Annotated in this window: 19 protein-coding genes and 2 pseudogenes; 12 read left to right on the top strand and 9 right to left on the bottom strand. The window is 73.8% G+C overall.

Annotated elements, in window-relative coordinates:
• The first annotated feature begins 2 nt into the window (after positions 1-2).
• The 5 genes from ACFZAT_RS07610 to ACFZAT_RS07590 are packed head-to-tail and all read left to right on the top strand — an operon-like array spanning position 3 to position 6,649.
• On the top strand, positions 3-1,013 hold the full coding sequence (locus ACFZAT_RS07610; protein ID WP_391261490.1) for a cobalamin biosynthesis protein: 1,011 nt from the start codon (positions 3-5) through the stop codon (positions 1,011-1,013).
• A complete protein-coding gene (locus ACFZAT_RS07605; RefSeq protein WP_391261487.1) occupies positions 1,010-2,563 on the top strand; it encodes a cobyric acid synthase in 1,554 nt (517 codons plus the stop codon). Before ACFZAT_RS07610 ends, ACFZAT_RS07605 begins: the two co-directional genes overlap by 4 nt.
• Positions 2,560-4,602 (top strand): putative cobaltochelatase, encoded by a 2,043-nt coding sequence (locus tag ACFZAT_RS07600; protein WP_391261484.1) that lies wholly within the window; start codon positions 2,560-2,562, stop codon positions 4,600-4,602. The genes ACFZAT_RS07605 and ACFZAT_RS07600 overlap by 4 nt, the downstream gene beginning before the upstream one ends.
• Positions 4,602-5,201 (top strand): cob(I)yrinic acid a,c-diamide adenosyltransferase, encoded by a 600-nt coding sequence (gene cobO / locus ACFZAT_RS07595; protein WP_018104683.1) that lies wholly within the window; start codon positions 4,602-4,604, stop codon positions 5,199-5,201. Before ACFZAT_RS07600 ends, cobO begins: the two co-directional genes overlap by 1 nt.
• Positions 5,195-6,649: a cobyrinate a,c-diamide synthase gene (locus ACFZAT_RS07590; protein ID WP_391261481.1), complete on the top strand. Its 1,455-nt coding sequence runs from the start codon at positions 5,195-5,197 to the stop codon at positions 6,647-6,649. The genes cobO and ACFZAT_RS07590 overlap by 7 nt, the downstream gene beginning before the upstream one ends.
• Before the next feature lie 14 nt (positions 6,650-6,663).
• Here the strand turns inward: ACFZAT_RS07590 and ACFZAT_RS07585 are convergent, their stop codons facing one another.
• Entirely contained in the window at positions 6,664-7,386 is a 723-nt protein-coding gene (locus ACFZAT_RS07585) for a ZIP family metal transporter (protein ID WP_164634389.1), read from the bottom strand.
• Positions 7,387-7,392: 6 nt separating this feature from the next.
• Between ACFZAT_RS07585 and cobC the strand changes: the two are divergent.
• A pseudogene (cobC, locus tag ACFZAT_RS07580) lies at positions 7,393-9,003 on the top strand (Rv2231c family pyridoxal phosphate-dependent protein CobC).
• Positions 9,004-9,087: 84 nt separating this feature from the next.
• On the opposite strand, the gene ACFZAT_RS07575 reads toward cobC, so the two are convergent.
• Together ACFZAT_RS07575 and ACFZAT_RS07570 are read right to left on the bottom strand one after the other, a co-directional pair.
• A complete protein-coding gene (locus tag ACFZAT_RS07575; protein WP_391261478.1) occupies positions 9,088-10,200 on the bottom strand; it encodes an SCO1860 family LAETG-anchored protein in 1,113 nt (370 codons plus the stop codon).
• Positions 10,201-10,523: 323 nt separating this feature from the next.
• On the bottom strand, positions 10,524-11,624 hold the full coding sequence (locus tag ACFZAT_RS07570; protein WP_391261476.1) for an amidohydrolase family protein: 1,101 nt from the start codon (positions 11,622-11,624) through the stop codon (positions 10,524-10,526).
• Positions 11,625-11,757: 133 nt separating this feature from the next.
• Between ACFZAT_RS07570 and ACFZAT_RS07565 the strand changes: the two genes are divergently transcribed.
• From ACFZAT_RS07565 to ACFZAT_RS07540, 6 genes are all read left to right on the top strand, one after another.
• Complete coding sequence (locus ACFZAT_RS07565) at positions 11,758-12,864, top strand: aminotransferase class V-fold PLP-dependent enzyme (protein WP_391261474.1); 1,107 nt, start codon at positions 11,758-11,760, stop codon at positions 12,862-12,864.
• A 318-nt stretch (positions 12,865-13,182) separates the two neighbouring features.
• Positions 13,183-13,713, top strand: coding sequence for a diaminobutyrate acetyltransferase (ectA, locus tag ACFZAT_RS07560; protein ID WP_391261471.1), 531 nt, complete (start codon positions 13,183-13,185; stop codon positions 13,711-13,713).
• Positions 13,714-13,782: 69 nt separating this feature from the next.
• Positions 13,783-15,045 carry a diaminobutyrate--2-oxoglutarate transaminase gene (gene ectB / locus ACFZAT_RS07555; RefSeq protein ID WP_391261468.1) on the top strand — a complete coding sequence of 421 codons (1,263 nt, stop codon included), beginning with the start codon at positions 13,783-13,785 and terminating at the stop codon, positions 15,043-15,045.
• A gap of 54 nt (positions 15,046-15,099) precedes the next feature.
• Positions 15,100-15,498: an ectoine synthase gene (locus tag ACFZAT_RS07550; RefSeq protein WP_391261465.1), complete on the top strand. Its 399-nt coding sequence runs from the start codon at positions 15,100-15,102 to the stop codon at positions 15,496-15,498.
• A gap of 4 nt (positions 15,499-15,502) precedes the next feature.
• Complete coding sequence (gene thpD, locus ACFZAT_RS07545) at positions 15,503-16,396, top strand: ectoine hydroxylase (RefSeq protein ID WP_391261462.1); 894 nt, start codon at positions 15,503-15,505, stop codon at positions 16,394-16,396.
• A 90-nt stretch (positions 16,397-16,486) separates the two neighbouring features.
• Positions 16,487-17,506, top strand: a complete 1,020-nt coding sequence (locus ACFZAT_RS07540) for a VOC family protein (protein ID WP_391261460.1) — start codon at positions 16,487-16,489, stop codon at positions 17,504-17,506.
• Positions 17,507-17,527: 21 nt separating this feature from the next.
• On the opposite strand, the pseudogene ACFZAT_RS07535 reads toward ACFZAT_RS07540, so the two are convergent.
• The 6 genes and pseudogenes from ACFZAT_RS07535 to ACFZAT_RS07510 all read right to left on the bottom strand — a co-directional run bounded on the left by ACFZAT_RS07535 (position 17,528) and on the right by ACFZAT_RS07510 (position 23,058).
• Positions 17,528-18,588 (bottom strand): annotated as a pseudogene (locus ACFZAT_RS07535) (aminotransferase class V-fold PLP-dependent enzyme).
• Between the two features lie 133 nt (positions 18,589-18,721).
• Positions 18,722-19,441 carry a DsbA family protein gene (locus ACFZAT_RS07530; RefSeq protein WP_391261457.1) on the bottom strand — a complete coding sequence of 240 codons (720 nt, stop codon included), beginning with the start codon at positions 19,439-19,441 and terminating at the stop codon, positions 18,722-18,724.
• Positions 19,442-19,555: 114 nt separating this feature from the next.
• Positions 19,556-20,056, bottom strand: coding sequence for a GNAT family N-acetyltransferase (locus ACFZAT_RS07525; RefSeq protein ID WP_391261454.1), 501 nt, complete (start codon positions 20,054-20,056; stop codon positions 19,556-19,558).
• A 37-nt stretch (positions 20,057-20,093) separates the two neighbouring features.
• On the bottom strand, positions 20,094-20,822 hold the full coding sequence (locus ACFZAT_RS07520) for a hypothetical protein (RefSeq protein ID WP_391261452.1): 729 nt from the start codon (positions 20,820-20,822) through the stop codon (positions 20,094-20,096).
• A 113-nt stretch (positions 20,823-20,935) separates the two neighbouring features.
• Entirely contained in the window at positions 20,936-21,541 is a 606-nt protein-coding gene (locus tag ACFZAT_RS07515; protein ID WP_391261450.1) for a DUF1349 domain-containing protein, read from the bottom strand.
• Positions 21,538-23,058, bottom strand: coding sequence for an aldehyde dehydrogenase family protein (locus ACFZAT_RS07510; RefSeq protein ID WP_391261447.1), 1,521 nt, complete (start codon positions 23,056-23,058; stop codon positions 21,538-21,540). Before ACFZAT_RS07510 ends, ACFZAT_RS07515 begins: the two co-directional genes overlap by 4 nt.
• Positions 23,059-23,105: the final 47 nt, after the last annotated feature.

Below are 23,105 nucleotides of genomic sequence, written 5' to 3'. Positions count from 1 at the left end.
CCGTGCGTGCCGATCGCATCTACGCGTACGGCGCCACCGCCGGCCTGATCGGCGACCTGCTGCTCGGTGACCCCCGCAGGGGCCACCCGGTCGCCGCCTTCGGGCGGGCCGCCGCGGCCGTCGAGGACCGGCTCTGGCGCGACCACCGCGGCCGGGGCGCCCTGCACACCCTGATCTGCGCCGGGGGCGCCGCCGGGAGCGCCGCGCTCGCCGCCCGCGCCCTGCGCCGCCACCCCGCCGCTTCCGTGGCGCTGACCGCCGCCGCCACCTGGTCCGTCGTCGGCGGTACGTCGCTGGGGCGCGAGGCCCGGGCGATCGGCGGGGCGCTCGCCGCGGGGGACATCGAGCTGGCCCGGGAGCGGCTGCCGCACCTGTGCGGGCGCGACCCACAGGCGCTGGACGGCCCCGGGATCGCGCGCGCCGTGGTGGAGTCCGTCGCCGAGAACACCTCGGACGCCGTGGTCGGCGCCCTCGTCTGGGGCGCCCTCGCCGGAGTTCCCGGGCTCGTCGGCTTCCGCGCCGCCAACACGCTCGACGCGATGGTCGGCCACAAGTCGCCGCGCCACCTGCGGTACGGCTGGGCATCGGCCCGGCTCGACGACCTCGCGGGCTGGCCCGGCGCCCGGCTCACCGCCCTGCTCGCCGTGGCCTCCGGCGGCCGCCCCCGGGAGGCCGTACGCGCCTGGTCGGCGGATGCCGCGAAGCACCCGAGCCCCAACGCGGGCCCGGTGGAGGCCGCGTTCGCCGGGGCACTCGGCGTACGCCTGGGCGGGACCCTGGCCTACGGCGGGCGCGTCGAGCACCGGCCCGTGCTCAACGGGGAGGCCGGGCGGGCGGTGGAGACCGGGGACATCGAGCGCGCGGTGCGGCTCTCGCGCCGGGTGGGCGTGCTCGCCCTCGGCGTCACCGTGGCCGCCCGGCTGGGCGCGGCGGCGGTCGCGCGCCGCATCGCGGGAGCGGGGCAGGCCCGGAGACCTCACGGATCCCGTACTGCTGGACGGAGAGCGATATGAGTGGCGGACTGCTGGTCGCCGGGACCACATCGGACGCGGGCAAGAGCGTCGTCACGGCGGGCATCTGCCGCTGGCTGGTGCGCCGGGGCGTGAAGGTCGCCCCGTTCAAGGCGCAGAACATGTCGCTGAACTCCTTCGTCACCCGCGAGGGTGCCGAGATCGGCCGGGCCCAGGCCATGCAGGCCCAGGCCGCCCGGGTGGAGCCGACCGCCCTGATGAACCCGGTGCTGCTCAAGCCCGGCGGCGACCGCTCCAGCCAGGTCGTCCTGATGGGGCGGCCGGTCGGCGAGATGAGCGCCCGCGGCTACCACGGCGGGCGGCAGGAACAGCTGCTGTCCACCGTCACGGACTGCCTGGAGCAGCTGCGGGGCACGTACGACGCGGTGATCTGCGAGGGCGCGGGCTCGCCCGCCGAGATCAACCTGCGCCGCACGGACATCGTGAACATGGGCATCGCCCGCGCCGCGCGCTTCCCGGTCGTGGTGGTCGGGGACATCGACCGGGGCGGGGTGTTCGCCTCGTTCTTCGGCACCACCGCGCTGCTCGCGCCGGAGGACCAGGAGCTGATCGCGGGGTATCTGGTCAACAAGTTCCGGGGCGACGTCTCGCTGCTGGAACCGGGGCTCGACATGCTGCGCGATCTGACGGGCCGTCCCACGTACGGGGTGCTGCCCTTCGCGCACGGGCTCGGCATCGACGAGGAGGACGGTCTCAGGGTGTCGCTGCGCGGCACCGTACGCGAGTCGACCGTCGCCCCGCCGCACGGCGAGGACGTCCTGCGCGTCGCCGTGTGCGCGATCCCGCTGATGTCGAACTTCACCGATGTGGACGCGCTGGCCGCCGAACCGGGCGTCGTCGTGCGGTTCGTGGACCGGCCCGAGGAACTGGCCGACGCCGACCTCGTCATCGTGCCCGGCACCCGGGGCACCGTGAAGGCGCTCGCCTGGCTGCGCGAACGCGGGCTCGCCGACGCGCTGCGGCGGCGCGCCGCCGAGGGCCGGCCGGTGCTCGGGATCTGCGGCGGCTACCAGATCCTCGGCGAACACATCGAGGACGAGGTCGAGTCGCGCGCCGGGCAGGTCGACGCGCTCGGGCTGCTGCCCGTACGCGTGCGCTTCGACCGCGAGAAGACCCTCGCCCGGCCGGCCGGCGAGGCGCTCGGTGAGCCCGTCGAGGGGTACGAGATCCATCACGGCGTCGCCGATGTGCGCGGCGGCGAAGCGTTCCTGACGGACGGCCGGGGCACCCCGCTGGACGGCTGCCGGTCCGGTGCCGTCTGGGGCACGCACTGGCACGGCTCGCTGGAGAGCGACGCCTTCCGCCGCCGTTTCCTGGCCGAGGTCGCCCGGCTCACCGGCCGCCGCTTCGTGCCCGCGCCCGACACCTGCTTCGCCGCGCTGCGCGAGGAACAGCTCGACCGCCTCGGCGACCTGATCGAGGAACACGCGGACACCGACGCGCTCTGGCGGCTCATCGAGTCGGGCGCGCCGTCCGGTCTGCCGTTCATCCCGCCGGGAGCGCCCGCCATGCCCGTCAAGGAGGCCCTGTGAGTACGCCCTACCCCTTCACCGCCCTCGTCGGCCAGGACGACCTGCGGCTCGGGCTGCTGCTCAACGCGGTCAGCCCGGCCGTGGGCGGGGTGCTGGTCCGTGGCGAGAAGGGCACCGCCAAGTCGACCGCCGTGCGCGCGCTGGCCGCGCTGATGCCGGAGGTCGCCGTCGTGCCGGGGTGCCGCTTCTCGTGCGACCCCGGCTCGCCCGACCCGGCGTGTCCGGACGGCCCGCACGAGGACGCGGCCGGCGCGTCGCGGGCGGCGCGGACCGTGGAGCTGCCGGTCGGCGCCTCCGAGGACCGGCTCGTCGGGGCGCTCGACATCGAACGGGCCCTCGCGGAGGGCGTGAAGGCCTTCGAACCGGGGCTGCTCGCGGACGCGCACCGCGGCATCCTGTACGTGGACGAGGTCAACCTCCTCCACGACCATCTGGTGGACCTGCTGCTGGACGCGGCGGCCATGGGTGCCTCGTACGTGGAGCGCGAGGGCGTCTCCGTACGGCATGCGGCGCGGTTCCTGCTCGTCGGCACGATGAACCCGGAAGAGGGCGAGCTGCGGCCCCAGTTGCTCGACCGGTTCGGGCTGACCGTGGAGGTCGCGGCGTCCCGGGAGACGGACCAGCGGGTGGAGGTCGTGCGGCGGCGACTCGCTTACGAGGACGACCCGGCGGGCTTCGCGGCGCGCTGGGCCGACGAGGAAGCGGAGTTGCGGGACCGGATCACCGCCGCCCGGGCGATGCTGCCCGACGTGGTGCTCGGTGACCAGGCGTTGCGGCAGATCGCGGCGACCTGCGCGGCCTTCGAGGTCGACGGGATGCGCGCGGACATCGTCATGGCCAGGACCGCGACCGCGCTGGCCGCGTGGGCGGGGCGCACCGACGTACTCGCCGAGGACGTCCGGCAGGCGGCGCTGCTCGCGCTCCCCCACCGGAGGCGGCGCAACCCCTTCGACGCGCCGGGGCTCGACGAGGACAAGCTCGACGACACGCTGGAGCAGAACGGCGGCGGGGACGACGAGCCGGAGCCGGACGGGCCCGGTGACGGCGGCGGTGGCGGCGGGCTCCCGCCGCGGGGGGACGGACCCGACACGCCGCCCGCGCCCGCCGACGGGGCGGACGACACGCCCGGCCGGGGCGACTCGGAGCAGTCCGGGCCGGGCGCGCCCGTGCCCGGGCAGGGCGGTGAGCAGCAGCCCGTACGGGCCGGTGAGCCGTTCCGTACGAAGATGCTCAGCGTGCCGGGGCTCGGCGAGGGCGCGGCGGGGCGGCGGTCCCGGGCGCGCGCCGAGCACGGGCGGACGACGGGGGCGCGGCGGCCCGAGGGCGCGCTGACCAAGCTGCATCTGGCCGCGACGGTCCTGGCCGCCGCCCCGCACCAGCGGGCGCGGGGCCGGTCCGGGCGGGGGCTCGTGGTGCGCCGGGACGATCTGCGGCAGGCGACGCGGGAGGGGCGCGAGGGCAATCTCGTGCTGTTCGTCGTGGACGCCTCCGGGTCGATGGCCGCCCGGCAGCGCATGGGCGCCGTGAAGGGCGCGGTGCTGTCCCTGCTGATGGACGCCTACCAGCGGCGCGACAAGGTCGGTCTGGTCACCTTCCGGGGCCGGGACGCGGAAGTGGCGCTGCCGCCGACCTCGTCGGTGGATGCGGCGGCGGCCCGGCTGGAGTCGCTCCCGACGGGCGGGCGGACCCCGGTGGCCGCAGGGCTGCTGAAGGCGCACGACGTGCTGCGGGTGGAGCGGCTGCGCGACCCGTCCCGGCGGGCCCTGCTGGTCGTGGTGACGGACGGACGGGCGACCGGTGGCCCGGACCCGGTGGCGCTGGCGGCGCGGGCCGCCCGGCTGCACGCGGCCGAGGGCACCGCGTCGGTCGTCGTGGACTGCGAGACGGGCCCGGTCCGGCTGGGGCTCGCGGCGGACCTCGCGGCCGAGCTGGGCGGCACCGCCGTCACGCTGGACGAGCTGCGCGCCGAATCGATCGCCGGGCTGGTCAAGGACGTCCGGGGCGCGGGCCCCGGGCACACCGACAGGAGGGTCGCGTAATGCCGCAGGGACAGCCGGAGAGCGTGCCGGACGACGGACTCACCACCCGGCAGCGGCGCAACCGGCCGCTGCTGATGGTGCACACCGGCATCGGCAAGGGGAAGTCGACGGCGGCCTTCGGGCTCGCGCTGCGCGCCTGGAATCAGGGGTGGCCCATCGGGGTCTTCCAGTTCGTCAAGTCGGCGAAGTGGAAGGTCGGCGAGGAGAACGCGCTGAAGGTCCTCGGCGCGAGCGGCGAGGGCGGGTCCGTCGCCTGGCACAAGATGGGCGAGGGCTGGTCCTGGGTCCAGCGCGACGACCAGACGGACAACGAGGCGAAGGCCCGGGAGGGCTGGGAGCAGGTCAAGCGCGACCTGGCCGCCGAGACGTACCGGCTGTACGTGCTGGACGAGTTCGCCTATCCGCTGCACTGGGGGTGGATCGACACCGACGAGGTCGTCTCGGTCCTGCGCGACCGTCCCGGTACGCAGCACGTGGTGATCACGGGCCGCAACGCGCCCGCCGCGCTGCTGGACGCGGCGGACCTGGTGACGGACATGTCGAAGGTCAAGCATCCGATGGACGCCGGGCAGAAGGGCCAGAGGGGCATCGAGTGGTGAACATCCCCCGGCTGGTCGTCGCCGCGCCCTCGTCCGGGAGCGGCAAGACCACCGTCGCGACGGGGCTGATGGCCGCGTTCGCCGCGCGGGGGCTCGCCGTGTCCGGGCACAAGGTGGGCCCCGACTACATCGACCCCGGCTTCCACACGCTGGCGACCGGGCGCCCGGGGCGCAACCTCGACGCGTACATGTGCGGGCCCGAGCTGATCGCGCCGCTCTTCGCGCACGGCGCGCAGGGGTGCGGGCTGGCCGTGGTCGAGGGCGTGATGGGGCTGTACGACGGGGCCTCGGGCCTCGGTGAGCTGGCGTCCACGGCGCACGTGGCGAAGCTGCTGCGGGCGCCGGTGGTGCTCGTCGTGGACGCGTCCTCGCAGTCGCGGTCGGTCGCGGCGCTGGTGCACGGGTTCGCGTCCTGGGACGCGGAGGTGCGGATCGGCGGGGTGATCCTGAACAAGGTGGGGTCCGACCGGCACGAGGCGCTGTTGCGGGAGGCGTTGGAGGAGTCGGGGGTGCCGGTGCTCGGGGCCTTGCGGCGGGCGGAGGGGGTTTCCGTGCCGTCGCGGCATCTGGGGTTGGTGCCGGTGGCGGAGCGGCGGTCCGATGCGGTGGCCGCTGTCGCGGCGATGGCGGGGCGGGTGGCGGAGGGGTGCGATCTGGAGGGGTTGTTGGCGTTGGCGCGGTCGGCGCCGGTGTTGCCGCCGGGTGGGGTGTGGGATGCGGGGGCTGCCGTCGCCGGGGGTGTTCCCCTACCCGCCCCTTCCCGTAACCGGGGCTCCGCCCCGGACCCCGCTCCTCAAACGCCGGAGGGGCTGGGTGGGACGGCGGCGGGGCTGGGTGGGACGGCGGCTCGGCCCGTCGTTGCCGTTGCCGGTGGGGCCGCCTTTACGTTCTCGTATGCCGAGAACACCGAGTTGCTTGCCGCTGCCGGGGCCGACGTCGTCTCCTTTGATCCGCTGCGGGACGAGGCTCTGCCGCTCGGGACCCGGGGTGTCGTCATCGGGGGCGGGTTTCCCGAGGTGTACGCCCCCGAGTTGTCGGCCAACGAGGCCTTGCGGAAGGCCGTGGCGGCGCTGGCGTTCTCCGGGGCGCCGGTGGCTGCCGAGTGTGCCGGGTTGCTGTATCTCGCGCGGTCGCTGGACGGGCTGCCGATGTGCGGGGTGCTCGACGCCGATGCGCGGATGACCAAGCGGCTGACGCTCGGGTACCGGGACGCCGTGGCGCTCACCGACAACGTGCTGGCGCCCGCCGGGGCGCGGATGCGGGGGCACGAGTTCCACCGGACCGTCATCGAGCCGGGGGCCGGCGACGAGCCCGCCTGGGGCATGCACCGGCCCGAGCGGCGCGTCGAGGGGTTCGTCCGGGGCAACGTACACGCGAGTTATCTGCACACGCACTGGGCCGCCTCGCCCGGGACGGCCGCGCGGTTCGTCGAGCGGTGCCGGGGGTGAACGCGCGGGCGCGGTCACTGCGCGAGGCCCACCACCAGCCAGATGAAGCACACTCCGGCCACCGTGCACAGCAGCGTGGAGCGGGCCGGGTGGTCGTGGTGGGCCTCGGGCAGGATCTCGGCGGCGGCGAGGTAGAGCAGCGCGCCGCCGAAGAAGCCGAGATAGCAGCCGAGCAGTTCCTCCGGCAGGGTGAACAGCAGCGTCGTGGCCGCCCCGACGACGGGCGCCGCCGCGTCCGCGAAGAGCATCGTCAGGGCCTTGCGGCGGGCGTTCCCGTACAGGCTGGTGATCGTGTACGTGTTGAAGCCGTCCGCGAAGTCGTGCGTGATCACGGCGAGCGCGACGGCCGCCCCCATGCCGCCGCCGACCTGGAAGGCGGCGCCGAGCGCCACCCCGTCCATCAGGCTGTGGCCGACCATCGCGGACGCCGCCGTCAGCCCGACCTGCGGGACGCGCTCCTCGGCGGCCCCGTGGGCCGCCTGGCGCACCGCGAGCAGCCGCTCCACGAGGTGGGCGACGAGGAAGCCGCCGACGAACAGCAGCAGCGCCGCCGGGACGCCGAAGACCAGGCCTCCCGCCGCCTCCACCGCCTCGGGCAGCAGGTCCAGGCCGACCACGCCGAGCATCAGCCCGCCGGCCAGCCCGAGGACCAGGTGGCGGCGGTCGCTGACGCGCTGGGCGACCCAGCCGCCCGCCAGGGTCATCAGGAACGCGCCGAGCGCGACGAACACCGCCATGGCCTCTTGCTAGCCGATGCACCCCGTTCCGCGCATCTCGGCGCGCTCGTCGCCGGCGTCGGCGCCTCCCGGGGAGTCTCCGCCGACGAGGTCACCGGACTGGTCCTGGAGGTGCTGCGGGAGGCGGGGCTCACGGGGATCGCCGAGCTGGTCACCGTGACGGCGAAGGCCCGGGAGCCGGGACTGCTGGGCGCCGCCGCGCGGCTCGGGGTTCCGCTGCGCGCGTACCCGGCGGAGGTGCTCGCCCTGGTGCCCGTCCCGCACCCCTCCGGGGAGGCGCTCACCGCCCTCGGCACCCCCTCGGTGGCCGAGGCCGCCGCCCTCGCCGGCGGCGGTCAACTCCTCGTGCCCAAAAGGAAGTCACGGCCGCGCCACGGGCGCCCGTCGATGGCCACCTGCGCGCTCGTGCGCCGGCCGGTCGGGACCGTTGCGTGAAACAGGGTGCGGGGCGCATAGTCATCCTGCCGGAGTCCACCCAGGCCACGGCGCACACCCCCACACCACACCCCCACCACGGCGGTCATGCACACTCCCACTGAGAGTCCCGACGCGACAGGCGCGGGCACCCACGATCTGCGTCACCACGGAGACGCGGAAGTACGCGGACGGGGCCGGGATCTGACCGATCTCGCCGTCAACGTACGGGCCGGTACCCCACCGGCCTGGTTGCAGGAACGTATAGCCGGCTCCCTGGGCACGCTCGCCGCGTACCCGGACGGCCGCGAGGCCCGCGAGGCCGTCGCCGCCCGGCACGAACTTCCTCCCGAACGTGTGTTGTTGACGGCAGGTGCGGCTGAGGCGTTCGTCCTCATCGCACGCGCGCTGCCCGCCCGGCGGCCGTACGTGGTGCACCCTCAGTTCACCGAGCCCGAGGCGGCGCTGCGCGCGGCCGGGCACGAGGTGGGGCGGGTGCTGCTGCGGGCCGACGACGACTTCCGGCTCGACCCGGCGGACGTGCCCGACGAAGCGGACCTGGTGGTCGTCGGCAACCCGACCAACCCGACGTCCGTCCTCCATCCCGCCGCCGTCCTCGAACGCCTGGCGCGTCCCGGCCGGACCCTGGTGGTGGACGAGGCGTTCATGGACGCGGTGCCGGGCGAGCGCGAGGCCCTGTGCGGGCGTACGGACCTCCCCGGGCTCGTCGTCCTGCGCAGCCTCACCAAGACCTGGGGGCTCGCCGGGCTGCGCATCGGTTACGCGGCGGCCGACCCGGAGACGATCCGCACCCTGGAGGAGGCGCAGCCGCTGTGGCCGGTGTCGTCGCCCGCACTGGCGGCGGCGGAGGCGTGCGTGGAGCCGCGCGCGCTGGCGGAGGCCGCCGGGGCGGCGGACCGGATCGTGGTGGACCGGGCGCATCTGGTGGCCGGGCTGCGGGAGTTCGCGGAGGTCCAGGTGGTGGAGCCGGCCGAGGGGCCGTTCGTGCTGATCCGCCTCGACGGGGCCGCCGAGATAAGGGAGCGGCTGCGGATGCTGGGGTTCGCGGCGCGGCGAGGAGATACGTTTCCCGGTCTCGGGGACGGCTGGCTGCGGCTGGCGGTAAGGGACCGGACGACGACCAACCGCTTCCTCCAGGCGCTGGACCTGGCGCTCCAGGCACTGACGGTGGCGGGGCGTTAGCGGGGCGCTCCCATAAGTGAGCGGTGCTCCCCCCTCGGAGCACCGCTCACCATCCCCTCCCCCGGGGTTCCTCCCCTCGGGCCGTCAGCCTCGGGCGCGGCGCCGGGTCAGGACCATGGCGCCCGCCCCGGCCGCCAGCAGCAGTGCCGCGCCGCCCGCGATGTACGGGGTGCTGGAGCTGCTGCCCGTCTCGGCGAGGTCCGCGTCGGTGGCGGCCGGGGCCTGGTCCGTACCCGTCTGGGTCTTCACGTCGCCGCCGCCCCCGGTGGAGCCGGCCTGGTCGCCGCCGCCCGTGGAGCCGCCGTTACCGGAGCCGCCGTCGGTCGCGCCGCCGTCGGTCGCGCCGCCGTCACCCGAGCCGCCGTCCGTGGAACCGCCCCCGGTCGCGCCGCCGTTCTCGTTGCCGCCGTTCTCGTTCCCGCCGTTGTCACCGCCGCCGTTGTGGCCGCCACCGTTGTCGCCGCCGCCCGTGTGGCCGCCGTGCTCCTTCGGGGTTTCGCAGGTGGCCTCGGCGAGCGTGACCTCGCCCTTGACGTCCGCGACGTTCAGGTCGAGCGGGTTGACCGACACCTTCAGCTGGAGCGCCACCGCGGCGGCCGTGCGCGAGGTGGTCTGCGTCTTCGACAGGTCGAGCGTCACCTCGCCGACATGCGGCACCGCGACCCGCGTGGTGCCACCGGCCGTGAGCGTGACGCGCTTGCCGAGCACGGAAACCGACCCGAGCACATTGGACTCGGCGACCGGCCGGCTGCCCACCTCGCAGACCGCCTTCGAAGTGACCTTCTCCACCTTGAGCAGCGGGAACACCGTGAGCCCGGGGAGGCTCACCCTGGCGTTGGCGAGGTTGCTGTACCCGGCGGCCCGGTGCTTGTCGGCGGTGGCCTTCGCGGTGGCCACATCGGCCTTGAGGACGCTGAACGGCTTGCCGTGGTCCACCCCGTCGAGCCGCACGCTGAGCGCGGTCTGCTCGGCGCTGCGCGGAGCCTGCACCTCGTTGAGGGTGACCTTCAACGGCACGTCGACCGTCTTGTTGAGGAGGGAGACGTCGAGTGCGGTACGGAGCACGACCGCGCTCGCCTTCCCGCCGCGGGCCGAGTCGGTGGTCGCGGGGGCGGCGTGGGCCGGGACCGCGACCAGGGCGGCGACGGGGGCGGCGGCGACCGCCAGGGCGGCGAGGCGGAAGGTGTTGCTGTTCAAGATGGTGGAACCCCCACAGGAGACATGGAGCCACCGGTGCGCCGTCCAATGGGGGACATCGCGGGCACCGGTGGCCTCGACTCCGTGAATCTTTACGCACAGAGGGTGAACTGGCGGACACCTGGAGCCAGTTCACTCCAAAGGGGGGTTTCCGCGCCTGTATTCGAATATTCCGGCACGTGCGTTCCTCGGGTTCACCCGCTTCACTGAGCGCCGGGGCGTTTCGGACCGCGCGGGGGCCGCCCGTAACGCCGGCGCTCCGCAGGCGCGGAGAAGTTCAACGAGCCGGCCGCCCTCCGGTCACTGCTGGTCAACGCGGCGTGTCAGCCGATCACGCGCCCGTTCAGGACGACCCGGCGTGGCCCGGCCAGCACCCGCACGTCCGCCCGCGGGTCCTCGTCGTACACCACGAGGTCGGCCGGTGCCCCCTCCTCCAGGCCCGGCCTCCCGAGCCAGGCCCTCGCACCCCAGGTCGTCGCGGACAGCGCCGTCAGCGGCGGGATGCCCGCCTTGACCAGCTCCGCGACCTCGTCGGCCACCAGGCCGTGCGCGAGGACCCCGCCCGCGTCGGTGCCGACGAAGACCGGCACCCCGGCGTCGTAGGCGGAGCGCACGGTGTCGTAGCGGCGTTCGTGGAGCCGGCGCATATGGGCGGACCAGCGCGGGAACTTCGCCTCGCCGCTCTGCGCCAGCGCGGGGAAGGTGGCGATGTTGACCAGCGTCGGCACGATGGCCACACCGCGCTCCGCGAAGAGCGGGATGGTGTCCTCGGTGAGGCCCGTGGCGTGCTCGACGCAGTCGATCCCGGCCTCCACCAGGTCGCGCAGCGAGTCCTCCGCGAAGCAGTGCGCGGTGACGCGGGCACCCAGCCGGTGCGCCTCCGCGATGGCCGCCCCGACCGCCTCGCGCGGCCAGAGCGCCGTCAGGTCGCCCACCTCGCGGTCGATCCAGTCGCCGACCAGCTTCACCCAGCCGTCGCCCCGGCGCGCCTCCTGGGCCACATGGGCGACGAGTTCGTCGGGCTCGATCTCCCAGGCGTAGTTACGGGTGTAGCGGCGGGGCCGGGCGATGTGGCGGCCGGCCCGGATGATCTTCGGCAGGTCCTCGCGGTCGTCGATCCAGCGGGTGTCGGCGGGCGAGCCCGCGTCCCGCAGGAGCAGCGCCCCGGCCTCCCGGTCGGCCAGGGCCTGCTTCTCACTGGTCGCCGCGTCCACCGCGCCGTGGTGGTCGAGCCCGACGTGGCAGTGGGCGTCGACCAGGCCGGGCAGGGCCCAGCCGGTGACGGTGACCGCGTCGTCCGCGCCGGGCGGACGCTCGTAGGTGACCCGGCCGCCGACCGCCCAGAGCTCGTCCCTGACCTCCTCGGGTCCGACGAGCACCCGCCCCTTCACATGCAGCACCCGCGATGCCTCGTGATCACTCATGCACAGCACTGTACGAGGGGCCCACCGCGTGCGACATGCCCTGTCCCAGCCGGTCCGAAGGGTGCTGGGTACTCTCAAAGGCGCCCGGTCAGCAGGCCGGAGCCCGCCGACCGAAACCGAAGAGAGCACCGCCGTGACGCACCCCTTCCTCGACCTCGCTCCGCTGACCGCCGCGCACTTCGCGGCGATCGAGCGGCGGGTGGCCGGTCTGCTGGCCACCGAGCAGGACGTCGTCATCATGCAGGGCGAGGCGCTGCTGCCCCTGGAGGGCTGCATCCGGGGCGGCGCCCGGCCCGGCTCGACGGCGCTGAACGTGGTGACCGGGCCCTACGGGCAGACCTTCGGCAACTGGCTGCGCGACTGCGGGGCCGAGGTCATCGACCTGGAGGTGCCGTTCCACACGGCCGTCACCGCGGACCAGGTCGCCGAGGCGCTGGCCGCGCACCCGGAGATCGACTTCGTCTCGCTGGTCCACGCCGAGGCGGCGACCGGCAACACCAACCCGGTCGCGGAGATCGGCGAGGTGGTCCGGGCGCACGGCGCGCTGTTCATGCTGGACGCGGTCGCCTCGGTGGGCGCCGAGCCGCTGCTGCCGGACGCCTGGGGCGTCGACCTGTGCGTGATCGGGGCGCAGAAGGCGATGGGCGGGCCCGCCGGGGTCTCGGCGGTGTCGGTGAGCGCGCGGGCCTGGGAGCGGATCGCCGCCAACCCGCAGGCGCCGCGCCGGTCCTACCTGTCGCTCCTCGACTGGAAGGAACGCTGGATCGACGGGGGCCGCAAGGCGCTGCTGCACGCCCCGGCCCAGCTGGAGATGCTGGCCCTCGAAGCGTGCGTGGAGCGGATCGAGGCGGAGGGCCTGGACGCGGTGATGGCCCGCCACTCGGCGGCCGCGGCGGCCACCCGGGCCGGTGCGGTGGCGCTGGGCGGCGGCCTGACCCCGTACGTCCACGAGGCCCGGGACGCGGCGCCGGTGGCGACGACGCTGCGCACGCCGGAGGGCGTGGACGCGTCCGGGCTGGTCGCCCGGGCGCTCGCGGGTGAGCCCTCGCAGCCGCTGATCGCGGGCGGGGGCGCGCTGGCCGAGGAGATGATCCGGGTCAATCACTACGGGGTGGATGCGACGCGGGGCGCGGTGCTCTCCTCGCTCGCGGCTCTGGGGTCGGCGCTGGCCGAGGCCGGCCGGCAGGTCGATCTGGAGGCTGCCCGGAAGGCCGTTTCGGAAACCTGGCCCAGCGCATAAAAGCGCATCCGATAAACAATGCGGGGAGCTGTCTGAATCAGAACAGCTCCCCGCATTCTTATGCCCGCATCCCCCAGGGCTAAACACCCCAGTTATCAAGCTGTTCCCGGACCTCATTTCGGTTGTGTGTGGAGAGAGTTATGGGCTTGTGACCGACTCCACACAGTCGGAGATTTGCCCGAAAAATACCGGACAGAACGCCAGAAACCGAAGACGATTCGCGCCGGTGCGCGCACCCGCCTGATAACACAGATGGCCGCCCCACCCAACCCCTTGCCTCGATGCAATTTAAAGACTTGCTAGGTAAATTCAAATGCCATGACCGCCGCACCAGCAGATTTTGCAAGTGCCCGAAGCGAATTCCTTACGATCGACACGCCGCGAGTGGAGGACGGGGCCGCGATCTGGCGTATCGCCCGCGACTCCGAGGTCCTGGACCTCAACTCCTCGTACAGCTACCTGCTGTGGTGCCGTGACTTCGCGGCGACCTCCGTGGTCGCCCGTGACGAGACCGGCTCCCCGGTCGCCTTCGTGACGGGGTACATCAGGCCGGACCGTCCCGAGACGCTCGTCGTCTGGCAGGTGGCCGTCGACCACGGCCACCGCGGTACGGGCCTGGCGGCGAAGCTGCTGGACGCCCTGACCGCGCGGGTCGCCGCCGAACAGGGCCTGGCCTCGGTCGAGACGACCGTCACCCCGGACAACACCGCGTCGGACCGCCTGTTCACCTCCTACGCGCAGCGCCACGACGTGGCCCTGGAGCGCGAGGTGCTCTTCGACGGCGGACTGTTCCCCGAAGGCACCCACCTGCCGGAAGTGCTGTACCGCATCGGCCCGTTCCACGCCTGAGCGCGCACTCCGCCCACCGCAGCATCCTTCAACGCCGCCCGTCACACCCCCTCACGCAGGAGACCCGCTGTGACCATCACCCCGCCTGCCCTCAGTGTCTTCGAGACCCTGGAATCCGAGGTCCGGAGCTACTGCCGCGGCTGGCCCGCCGTGTTCGACCGCGCCCAGGGCGCCCGGCTGACCGACGAGGACGGCCACTCGTACCTGGACTTCTTCGCCGGCGCGGGCTCGCTCAACTACGGCCACAACAACCCGGTGCTCAAGCGCGCGCTGATCGACTACATCGAACGCGACGGCATCACGCACGGCCTCGACATGGCGACCACCGCCAAACGGGCCTTCCTGGACACCTTCCAGAACGTCGTGCTGCGCCCCCGCGACCTTCCGTACAAGGTGATGTTCCCCGGCCCGACGGGCACCAACGCCGTCGAGGCGGCGCTGAAGCTGGCCCGTAAGGTCAAGGGGCGCGAGTCCGTCGTCTCGTTCACCAACGCCTTCCACGGCATGTCGCTCGGCTCGCTGGCCGTGACCGGCAACGCGTTCAAGCGGGCCGGTGCCGGCATCCCGCTGGTGCACGGCACGCCAATGCCGTTCGACAACTACTTCGACGGCCAGGTCCCCGACTTCCTCTGGTTCGAACGGCTCCTGGAGGACCAGGGGTCCGGGCTCAACCACCCGGCCGCCGTGATCGTGGAGACCGTCCAGGGCGAGGGCGGCATCAACGTGGCCCGCGCCGAGTGGCTGCGCGCGCTCCAGGACCTGTGCCACCGCCAGGACATGCTGCTGATCGTCGACGACATCCAGATGGGCTGCGGCCGTACCGGCGGCTTCTTCTCCTTCGAGGAGGCCGGTATCACGCCGGACATCGTGACGCTGTCGAAGTCCATCAGCGGTTACGGACTGCCCATGTCGCTCTGCCTGTTCAAGCCGGAGCTGGACGTCTGGGAGCCCGGCGAGCACAACGGCACCTTCCGGGGCAACAACCCCGCGTTCGTCACCGCCGCCGCCGCGCTGGACGCCTACTGGGCGGACGGCCAGATGGAGAAGCAGACGCTGGCCCGGGGCGAGCAGATCGAGCAGACGATGCTGGCCATCTGCGGCGAGCACGACAGTGCCCGCTTCCGGGGCCGCGGTCTGGTCTGGGGCCTGGAGTTCGACGACCCGGCGCGCGCCGCCGCGGTCTGCGCCCGCGCGTTCCGGCTGGGGCTGCTCCTGGAGACCTCCGGCCCGCAGAGCGAGGTCGTGAAGCTGCTGCCGCCGCTCACCATCACGCCCGAGGAGCTGGACGAGGGCCTGCGCACGCTGGCCCGTGCCGTCCGCGAGACCGCCTGAACCGCACGACCCACCGACGCACCACCGTCGTAAAGAGAAAGGCACCGAACCACCGTGATCGTCCGATCCTTCGCCGACGTCGAGAACACCGACCGGCACATCAAGGCCGCCTCCGGCACCTGGGAGAGCAAGCGCATCGTGCTCGCCGAGGAGAAGGTCGGCTTCTCGCTCCACGAGACCACGATGTACGCGGGTACCGAGACGTCGATGTGGTACGCGAACCACATCGAGGCGGTCCTGTGCGTCGAGGGCGAGGCAGAGCTGACCAACGACGAGACCGGTGAGAAGCACTGGATCACGCCGGGGACCATGTATCTGCTCAACGGCCACGAGCGCCACACGATGCGGCCCAAGACCGACTTCCGCTGCGTCTGCGTCTTCAACCCGCCGGTCACCGGACGGGAGGAGCACGACGAGAACGGTGTCTATCCACTGCTGACCGAGGAGGGCTGAACCCATGACCACCGACGTACGCACCGATCTGTACCCCTCGCGCGGCGCCGCCGAGATGACCACTCCCCGCCAGGACCCGGTCATCTGGTCCGCGCCGGGCGCACCGGGTCCGATCAGCGCCAAGGAGCTCCAGGGCTACGAGCACGACGGCTTCCTGACCGTCGAGCAGCTGATCACCCCGGACGAGGTGGCCGGCTACCACACCGAGCTGGAACGGCTGATCACCGACCCGGCCGTCCGCGCCGACGACCGCTCGATCATCGAACCGAAGTCGCAGTCCGTGCGGTCGGTCTTCGAGGTCCACCGGATCAGCGAGGTCTTCGCCCGGCTGGTCGCCGACGAGCGGGTGGTGGGCCGGGCCCGCCAGATCCTCGGCTCGGACGTCTACGTCCACCAGTCGCGGATCAACGTCAAGCCCGGGTTCGGGGCCTCGGGGTTCTACTGGCACTCGGACTTCGAGACCTGGCACGCCGAGGACGGTCTGCCGAACATGCGGACGGTGTCCGTGTCGATCGCGCTGACCGAGAACCACGACACCAACGGCGGGCTGATGATCATGCCCGGCTCGCACAAGTCGTTCCTCGGCTGCGCGGGTGAGACGCCGAAGGACAACTACAAGAAGTCGCTCCAGATGCAGGACGCGGGCACCCCGTCCGACGAGGCGCTGACGAAGATGGCCGACCGGCACGGCATCAGGCTCTTCACGGGCAAGCCCGGTTCGGCGACCTGGTTCGACTGCAACGCGATGCACGGTTCGGGCGACAACATCACGCCGTACCCGCGCAGCAACGTGTTCATCGTGTTCAACAGCGTGGAGAACACCGCGCAGGAGCCGTTCGCGGCTCCGGTCCGCCGCCCGGAGTTCATCGGGGCGCGCGACTTCACCCCGGTGAAGTAGGGCCTTCGGAGGGGGTGGTACGGATTTCCGTGCCACCCCCTCCGGCATATCCCGGTGGACCGGGGCAGGCCCGGCGGCGAAAGTGAGCGCATGACATCCCACGTACAGCACATCACCATCGACTGCGCCGACGCCTACACCCTGGGCACCTTCTGGGCGGCCGTGCTCGGTGCCCCGCTCTCCGACGACGACTACCCCGGCGACCCCGAGGCACTGGTCGAAGCGGAGGACGCCGCCCTCCTGTTCGTCACCGTGCCGGACAAGAAGCAGACCAAGAACCGCGTCCATCTGGACATCAGGCCGGCGGACCGCACCCGGGACGAGGAGGTCGAACGGCTGCTGGCCCTCGGCGCGACCCTGGTCGCCGACCACCGCAAGCCGAACGGACGGGGCTGGGCGACCCTGGCCGATCCGGAGGGCAACGAGTTCTGCGTGGAGTGCGGTGCCGGCGAACGGGCCGCGCTCAGCGGCACGCGGCTGCCGGTCACCGCGGACGACGTGACCGAGGCGGTCCGCCTTGCGGTCGACACGCTCGCCGCCGCCCCGGACGCCGACTGGCGCGTCCCGGCCGGGACGCTGACGTGGGACTGCTGGGAGACCGCGGAGCACCTGAGCGACGACCTGTTCGCGTACGCCGTCCAGCTCGGCCCGCGCACCCCCTCGCTGGAGACCGAGGTGCCCTACCACTGGGGCCCCCGGCGCGAGGGCGGCCCGTGGAACGCGGTCTTCGCCGACCCGGAGGCGGGCGTGTCCGGGCTGCTCCGGACCGTGGAGGCGAGCGGCGCGCTGCTGGCCTCGATGGTCCGTACGGCCTCGCCGGCCACCCGCTCGTTCCACGGCTACGGGGTCTCCGACCCGGAGGGTTTCGCGGCCATGGGCGTCGTGGAGACCCTGGTGCACGCCCATGACATCGCCTCGGCCCTGGGCGTCTCCTGGGAGCCGCCCGCCGCCCTGTGCGACCGGGCGCTGGCCCGGCTCTTCCCGGGGGCGCCGGACGACAAGGACCGGTGGGCCGTGCTGCTCTGGTCCACCGGCCGCGCCGAACTGCCCGGCCGCGAGCGCCTGACGTCGTGGAAGTGGCGGAGCGCCCCGCTGGACGCCCAGGACTAGGGGCTGTCTGTCAGACAGGACCTAGGAAGCCAGCGCGTCCAGCGCGCGGTCCACGTCGGCCTCGGTGTTGTAGAGGTGGAAGGACGCGCGCAGGTTGCCGGCCCGGCCTGCGACCAGCACCCCGGCCCGTTGGAGCTCCGGTGCCCGGTCGCCGAGGCCGGGCACCGCGACGACGGCGGTGTCCGCCGCCACGGGCTCGTGCCCGAGGGCCGTCACTCCGGCACGGAAGCGGCCGGCCAGCGCGATGGCGTGGTCGTGCAGCGCCTCGACACCGATCTCGTGGAGCAGGGCGAGGGAGTGCTCGGCGCCGTGGTACGCGAGGTAGACGGGCGGCTCGTCGTAGCGGCGGGCGTCGGGCGCCAGCTTGGTGACCGGTCCGTACACGCTGCCCCACGGGTCCTCGGACGCGGCCATGCCCACGTCGACCGGCTTCACGTCCTCCTGCGCCTCCTCGGTGACGGTGAGGAAGGACGTGCCGCGCGGGCAGAGCAGGTACTTGAAGCCGCCGGTCACCGTGTAGTCGTAGGCCCCCGCGTCCAGCGGCAGCCAGCCCGCGGACTGGGTGGCGTCCAGCAGGGTACGGGCGCCGTGCGCGGTCGCGGCGGCCCGGACCGCGTCCAGGTCGGCGCGGCGGCCGTCCGCCGACTGCACCGAGGAGAAGGCGACGACCGCGGTGGAGGGGCGCACGGCCCCGGCCAGCTCGGCGAGCGGCACGTAGCGCATGTCGAGGTCGCCGCGGACCGCGAAGGGGCTGACGACCGAGCTGAACTCGCCTTCGGGAGCGAGCACTTCGGCCCCGGGCGGCAGGGAGGCCGCGATCAGGCCGAGTGGGCGACGACCGAGCTGCCGACGGCCACCCGGTCCGCCCCGACGCCGGCCAGCCGTGCGAAGCCGTCCCGGGCGCGGTTCACCGCCTCGAAGTCGCCCGAACCGGCGCGGCGGCCGGTCGCGCTCTCCTCGGCGAGGGCCTTCACCGCGTCGACGGTACGGCGGGGCAGCAGCCCGCAGGTGGAGGTGTTGAGGTAGGTGGTCTCGGGCGCGAACTCGCCGGCGACGGCGCGGCTGAGCGGAGAGATCGTCATGCGTTCAGCCTGAACCCTCGCCGACCTGGGGTCAATTGACATAAATTCACGGTCGACCCCAAGCGATGCTTATGTGTCCGGCCCCGCGGGCGCGACCGGTGCGCGGGCCGCCGGGGCGGCCCGCGCGGCGGGGTCAGGCGTTCCGGGCCGCCGTCCCGGGGACCTCGCAGGCCCCGTCGGCGTCGCAGGCCGCCGCGTCGTCGCCGGCGGTCACCGGGCGGTCCTTCCACGCCTGCTCCAGCGCCTGGGCGAAGACCTCGGCGGGCTGGCCGCCGGAGACGCCGTAGCGCCGGTCGAACACGAAGAACGGCACCGCGTTGGCGCCCAGCTCGGCCGCCTCCCGCTCATCGGCGCGCACCTCGTCGGCGTAGGCCTCCGGGTCGGCGAGCACCGCGCGCGCCTCCTCGGCGTCGAGTCCCGCCTCGACGGCCAGGTCCAGCAGGACGGAGTCGTCGAAGACGGACCGCTCCTCGGCGAAGTTGGCCCGGTAGGCGAGGGCCAGCAGCTCGTCCTGGCGGCCGCGGGCCTTGGCCAGGTGCAGCAGGCGGTGGATGTCGAAGGTGCTGCCGTGGTCACGGCCCTCGGTGAGATAGCCGAGCCCTTCGGCCTGTGCGTTGGCGGCGACGTTGGCCTCCATCGCGCGGACCTCGTCGGGGGTGCGCCCGTACTTCCGCGCCAGCATGTCGGTGACCAGCTCGGTGTCGTCCTTGGCGCGGCCGGGGTCGAGCTCGAAGGAGCGGTGCACCACCTCGACGTCGTCGCGGTGGGCGAAGCCCGCGAGGCCCTTCTCGAAGCGGGCTTTTCCGACATAACACCAGGGGCAGGCGATGTCGCTCCAGATCTCGACGCGCATGACTCTTCTTCTCTCCGGACTCATCGACGACTGCGGCAGGGGCGGAGGCTCCCTCCGCTCCCCGCCCCAACGCGTGGCGGGCCCGTGCCATTCCCGGGCCCGCGCCCCTTGTGGTCAGCCTCTCGCGGGCGCGTCCGGCGCTGCTTCTGGAACCGCGAGGCGCAGCACCACATGGTCGCCGTGCCGGGGCGTCTCCGGGTCGGTGACCCAGCCGGACGCGGCGTAGAACGCCTGGGCGCGCTTGTTGGGCCCGAAGACCTCCAGCCGGGCCCGCGTCACACCGCGCCGCTGCCAGTCGGCGACGCACGCGCGGTGCAGGGCGCTGCCGACGCCCTCGCGCCAGCGGGCCGGGGAGACGTGGAGCTGGGTGAGATACGTCCATCCGTCGCGTACGGAGTGGGCGGCGATGCCGACGAGGGCGCCGTCCCTCTCGGCGACGAGCACGGTGGCGTCCTCCCGGTCCACGGCGCGCGACCAGCCGTCCCGGCTCCGGCTCACCTCGGCCGGGCCCGCGTACTCCTCCTCGTCGAGATGCCCGCTGTAGTAGGTGGCCCTGGCCTCGGTGTGCAGGGTGACTATCGCGTCGAGGTCGTCCTGCGTCGCTGTACGGATCATGGTGGGGAGGACGTAGGGGCCGGGGCTCCGGTTCCGGTCAGGGACCGAACCGCTCCCCCGCCCGCAGCGCCCGTACGACGACGGCTCCGGGCTCGTCCGCGCGCCGGACGAGGCGCACCTGCCCCGTCCCGGCCACCGTCGCCCGGCCGTCGGGCGCGACGGACAGCGTGGTGTTCTCGTCCAGGGCGAGGCCGCGTTCCACCTCGCCCCGGGCCACCGCCGCGACGAGCCGGCCGAGCGTCCCCCAGGCGGAGGCGTGCACGTCGACGGTGTACGGGACGAGCCCCAGGCCCACGCGGACCTCGATCTCCTCCAGGTCCTCCGCCGCGTCGTCCGGGCAGACCGCGACACCCCGGTCCAGCCACCCCCCGACGAGCGCGTGCTCCGCGGCGACGACGGCACCGGCGGAGAACCCCGCGTACGGCAGTCCGCGCTCCGCGACGGCCCGGGCCACGGCCCCGCGCACGGGGGCGAGGGCGGCCTGATAGGCGGGGGTCAGTCCGCCGCCGACCAGCAGTCCGTCGAGCCCGGCCAGCGCCCCGGCGTCGAACACGCCGCCCTCCGGGACCAGGAGGGGGACCGGCCGGACGCCCGGTGCGACCCGGCGCAGCGCGGTGGCCCAGCGGGCGAACTGCTCGCGGCCGTCGCCCTCGTCGACGAGGAGGCAGCCCACGACGCCCTCGTGCCCGGCCTCGGCGAGGAACGGGCCGTGGACGAGCGGCGCGGCCTCCTCGTCCCAGCCACCACCGGTCAGATGCACACCCATGACGCTCTCCGCCCCTTTTCCGGCCCGGCTCCCGGACCGTCGGGCAGGCTCTCACGGGCGGGCGGCGGGCGGCACGGAATTTCCGCGCGCCGCCCCGCCGCGTGCCGGGTGCGTCAGCTGCCGTCGCGGAGGTCGGCCAGGCCCTCCGGGCGGAAGGTGATCCGGTCGAAGGTCACCTCGCAGCCCTCGCCGGTGGGCGACTGGGCGAGGAAGCCGACGGATGCGGTGGCCACCCGGTCCGGAGTGCCGAGGGTGAAGACGCGGACGAAGGTCCACTTCTCGCCGTCGGCCGAGGCGTGGAAGGCGAAGGCGTGTCCCGTACGGCTCAGGCGCAGCCAGTGGGTGTCGCCGTCCACCACGGAGGAATTGACGTCGTCCGAGTGGCCCCGGGTGACCACCGTGCAGATGGTCGGGCGCTCCGGGGACAGCTCCAGGCAGAGCTTGGCCCACTCCCGGTCGCCGACGTGGAGGTAGAGCACGCCCGCGTCGAAGGCTGCGGCGAAGCCCACCGTCACCCGGGCGATGAGCTGGAAGTCGCCCGCCGGGGCGGCGCCGAGCAGCCGGGGCGCGTCGCTCGCCGGTTCCGGGCTGTCGCCGCCCGGCGGGACGAAGCGGTCCTGGCGGGCTCCGGCGCGACCGGTGAGCGTGCCGTTCTCGTACGTCCAGCCGCCCTCGGGGCCGTACGGCCGGAGCGCGAAGGGGAGTTCGGGGAGGTTCATGCGGGTCGTCCGTCCACGCGGCGGGGCAGGCCCAGCGGGTTGTCCTCGCGCAGCTCCGGCGGGAGGAGCGCTTCGGGGGTGGTCTGGTAGCTGACCGGGCGCAGCCAGCGCTCGATGGCGGTGGCGCCGACCGAGGTGGAGGTGGAGGTGGTGGCCGGGTAGGGGCCGCCGTGGTGCTGGGCGGGGGCGACGGCGACGCCGGTCGGCCAGCCGTTGACGAGAACCCGCCCGGCGAGCGGGGTGAGGGCGGCGAGGAGGTCCGCGGCGCCGCCCTGCGCCTCTTCGGCGGCGATGTGGAGGGTGGCGGTGAGGTTGCCGGGGAGGCGGGTGAGGACGGCGGTGATCTCGTCCTCGGAGGCGTAGCGGGCGACGACGGCGACCGGGCCGAAGCACTCCTCCAGGAGCGCGTCGTGCGGGCCCTCGGCGGTGAGTTCGCGGGCCGGGACGGTCAGGAAGCCGGCCGCGACGGTGTGCTCGCCGCCCGCGCCGGGGGTGACGGGCGCCTCGACCCCGGGGAGCGCGGCGCGCTCGGTGACCCCGGCGAGGAAGGCGTCGCGCATGCGGTGGTCGAGGAGGACCCCGGCCTCGGTGTCGCTGACGGCCTCGGTGAGCGCCTTGAGGAGGCGGTCGCCGCCCTCGCCCTCGGGGACCAGGACGAATCCGGGCTTGGTGCAGAACTGGCCCGCGCCCATGGTCATCGAGCCGGCCAGGCCCGCACCGATCTCCTCGCCGCGCTCGGCGGCCGCGGCCTCGGTGACGACGACGGGGTTGAGGGAGCCCAGCTCGCCGTGGAAGGGGATGGGCGCGGGGCGGGCTGCGGCCGCGTCGAACAGGGCGCGACCGCCGCGCACCGAGCCGGTGAATCCGGCGGCGGCGACGAGCGGGTGCCGGACGAGGGCGACGCCCGCCTCGAAGCCGTGGACGAGGGTGACGACGTCCTCGGGCAGCCCGGTGCGCGCGGCGGCCCGGCGCAGCACCGAGGCGCAGAGCTCGGAGGTCGCCGGGTGGTCCGGGTGGGCCTTGACGACGACGGGGCAGCCGGCCGCGAGGGCGCTGGCGGTGTCGCCGCCGGGCACGGAGAAGGCCAGCGGGAAGTTGCTGGCGGCGTAGACCGCGACGACGCCGAGTGGGATCTTGTAGCGGCGCAGGTCGGGCCAGGGCGGGGTGCGGGTGGCGTCCGCGTGGTCGATGTGGATGTCGAGGAAGGCGCCCTCGTCGACGACCTCCGCGAAGGCCCGCAACTGGGCCGCCGTGCGTGCGAGTTCGCCGGTCAGCCGGGCCGGGCCGAGGGCGGTCTCGGCGTCGGCGGCCTCGATGACGTGGTCCCCGGCCTCGGTGAGCAGTTCGGCGGCCGTACGCAGGAACGCGGCGCGCTTCGCGCGGTCGGCGAGGGAGCCGCGCACCGCGTGGGCGGCGCGGACCGCGCGGTCGACCTCCTCCGCTGTGGCCTCCACCGCAACCTGCTCGCGCGGGTTCCCGGTGCGGGGGTCGACGCTCCAGACTGGTGCTGCTGCCACCGTGTTTCCTTCCGCTCCACTGCCGCACATCAGAAGTCGTCCGGTAT

Source organism: Streptomyces sp. NPDC008163, assembly GCF_042956885.1.
GTDB classification, from domain to species: Bacteria; Actinomycetota; Actinomycetes; order Streptomycetales; family Streptomycetaceae; genus Streptomyces; species Streptomyces drozdowiczii_A.
The sequence above is the reverse complement of the archived record's forward strand: the minus strand, read 5'-3'. Positions and strand labels throughout refer to the sequence as shown.

Excerpts from the sequence above, each read along its gene's own strand:
- ACFZAT_RS07515 (WP_391261450.1), bottom strand. The coding sequence starts at position 21,541 with ATGAACCTCCCCGAACTCCCCTTCGCGCTCCGGCCGTACGGCCCCGAG.
- ACFZAT_RS07520 (WP_391261452.1), bottom strand. The coding sequence starts at position 20,822 with ATGGGTGTGCATCTGACCGGTGGTGGCTGGGACGAGGAGGCCGCGCCG.
- ACFZAT_RS07585 (WP_164634389.1), bottom strand. The coding sequence starts at position 7,386 with ATGGCGGTGTTCGTCGCGCTCGGCGCGTTCCTGATGACCCTGGCGGGC.
- ACFZAT_RS07570 (WP_391261476.1), bottom strand. The coding sequence starts at position 11,624 with ATGAGTGATCACGAGGCATCGCGGGTGCTGCATGTGAAGGGGCGGGTG.
- thpD (WP_391261462.1), top strand. The coding sequence starts at position 15,503 with ATGACCACCGACGTACGCACCGATCTGTACCCCTCGCGCGGCGCCGCC.
- cobO (WP_018104683.1), top strand. The coding sequence starts at position 4,602 with ATGCCGCAGGGACAGCCGGAGAGCGTGCCGGACGACGGACTCACCACC.
- ACFZAT_RS07605 (WP_391261487.1), top strand. The coding sequence starts at position 1,010 with ATGAGTGGCGGACTGCTGGTCGCCGGGACCACATCGGACGCGGGCAAG.
- ACFZAT_RS07530 (WP_391261457.1), bottom strand. The coding sequence starts at position 19,441 with ATGCGCGTCGAGATCTGGAGCGACATCGCCTGCCCCTGGTGTTATGTC.
- ACFZAT_RS07525 (WP_391261454.1), bottom strand. The coding sequence starts at position 20,056 with ATGATCCGTACAGCGACGCAGGACGACCTCGACGCGATAGTCACCCTG.
- ACFZAT_RS07540 (WP_391261460.1), top strand. The coding sequence starts at position 16,487 with ATGACATCCCACGTACAGCACATCACCATCGACTGCGCCGACGCCTAC.
- ectA (WP_391261471.1), top strand. The coding sequence starts at position 13,183 with ATGACCGCCGCACCAGCAGATTTTGCAAGTGCCCGAAGCGAATTCCTT.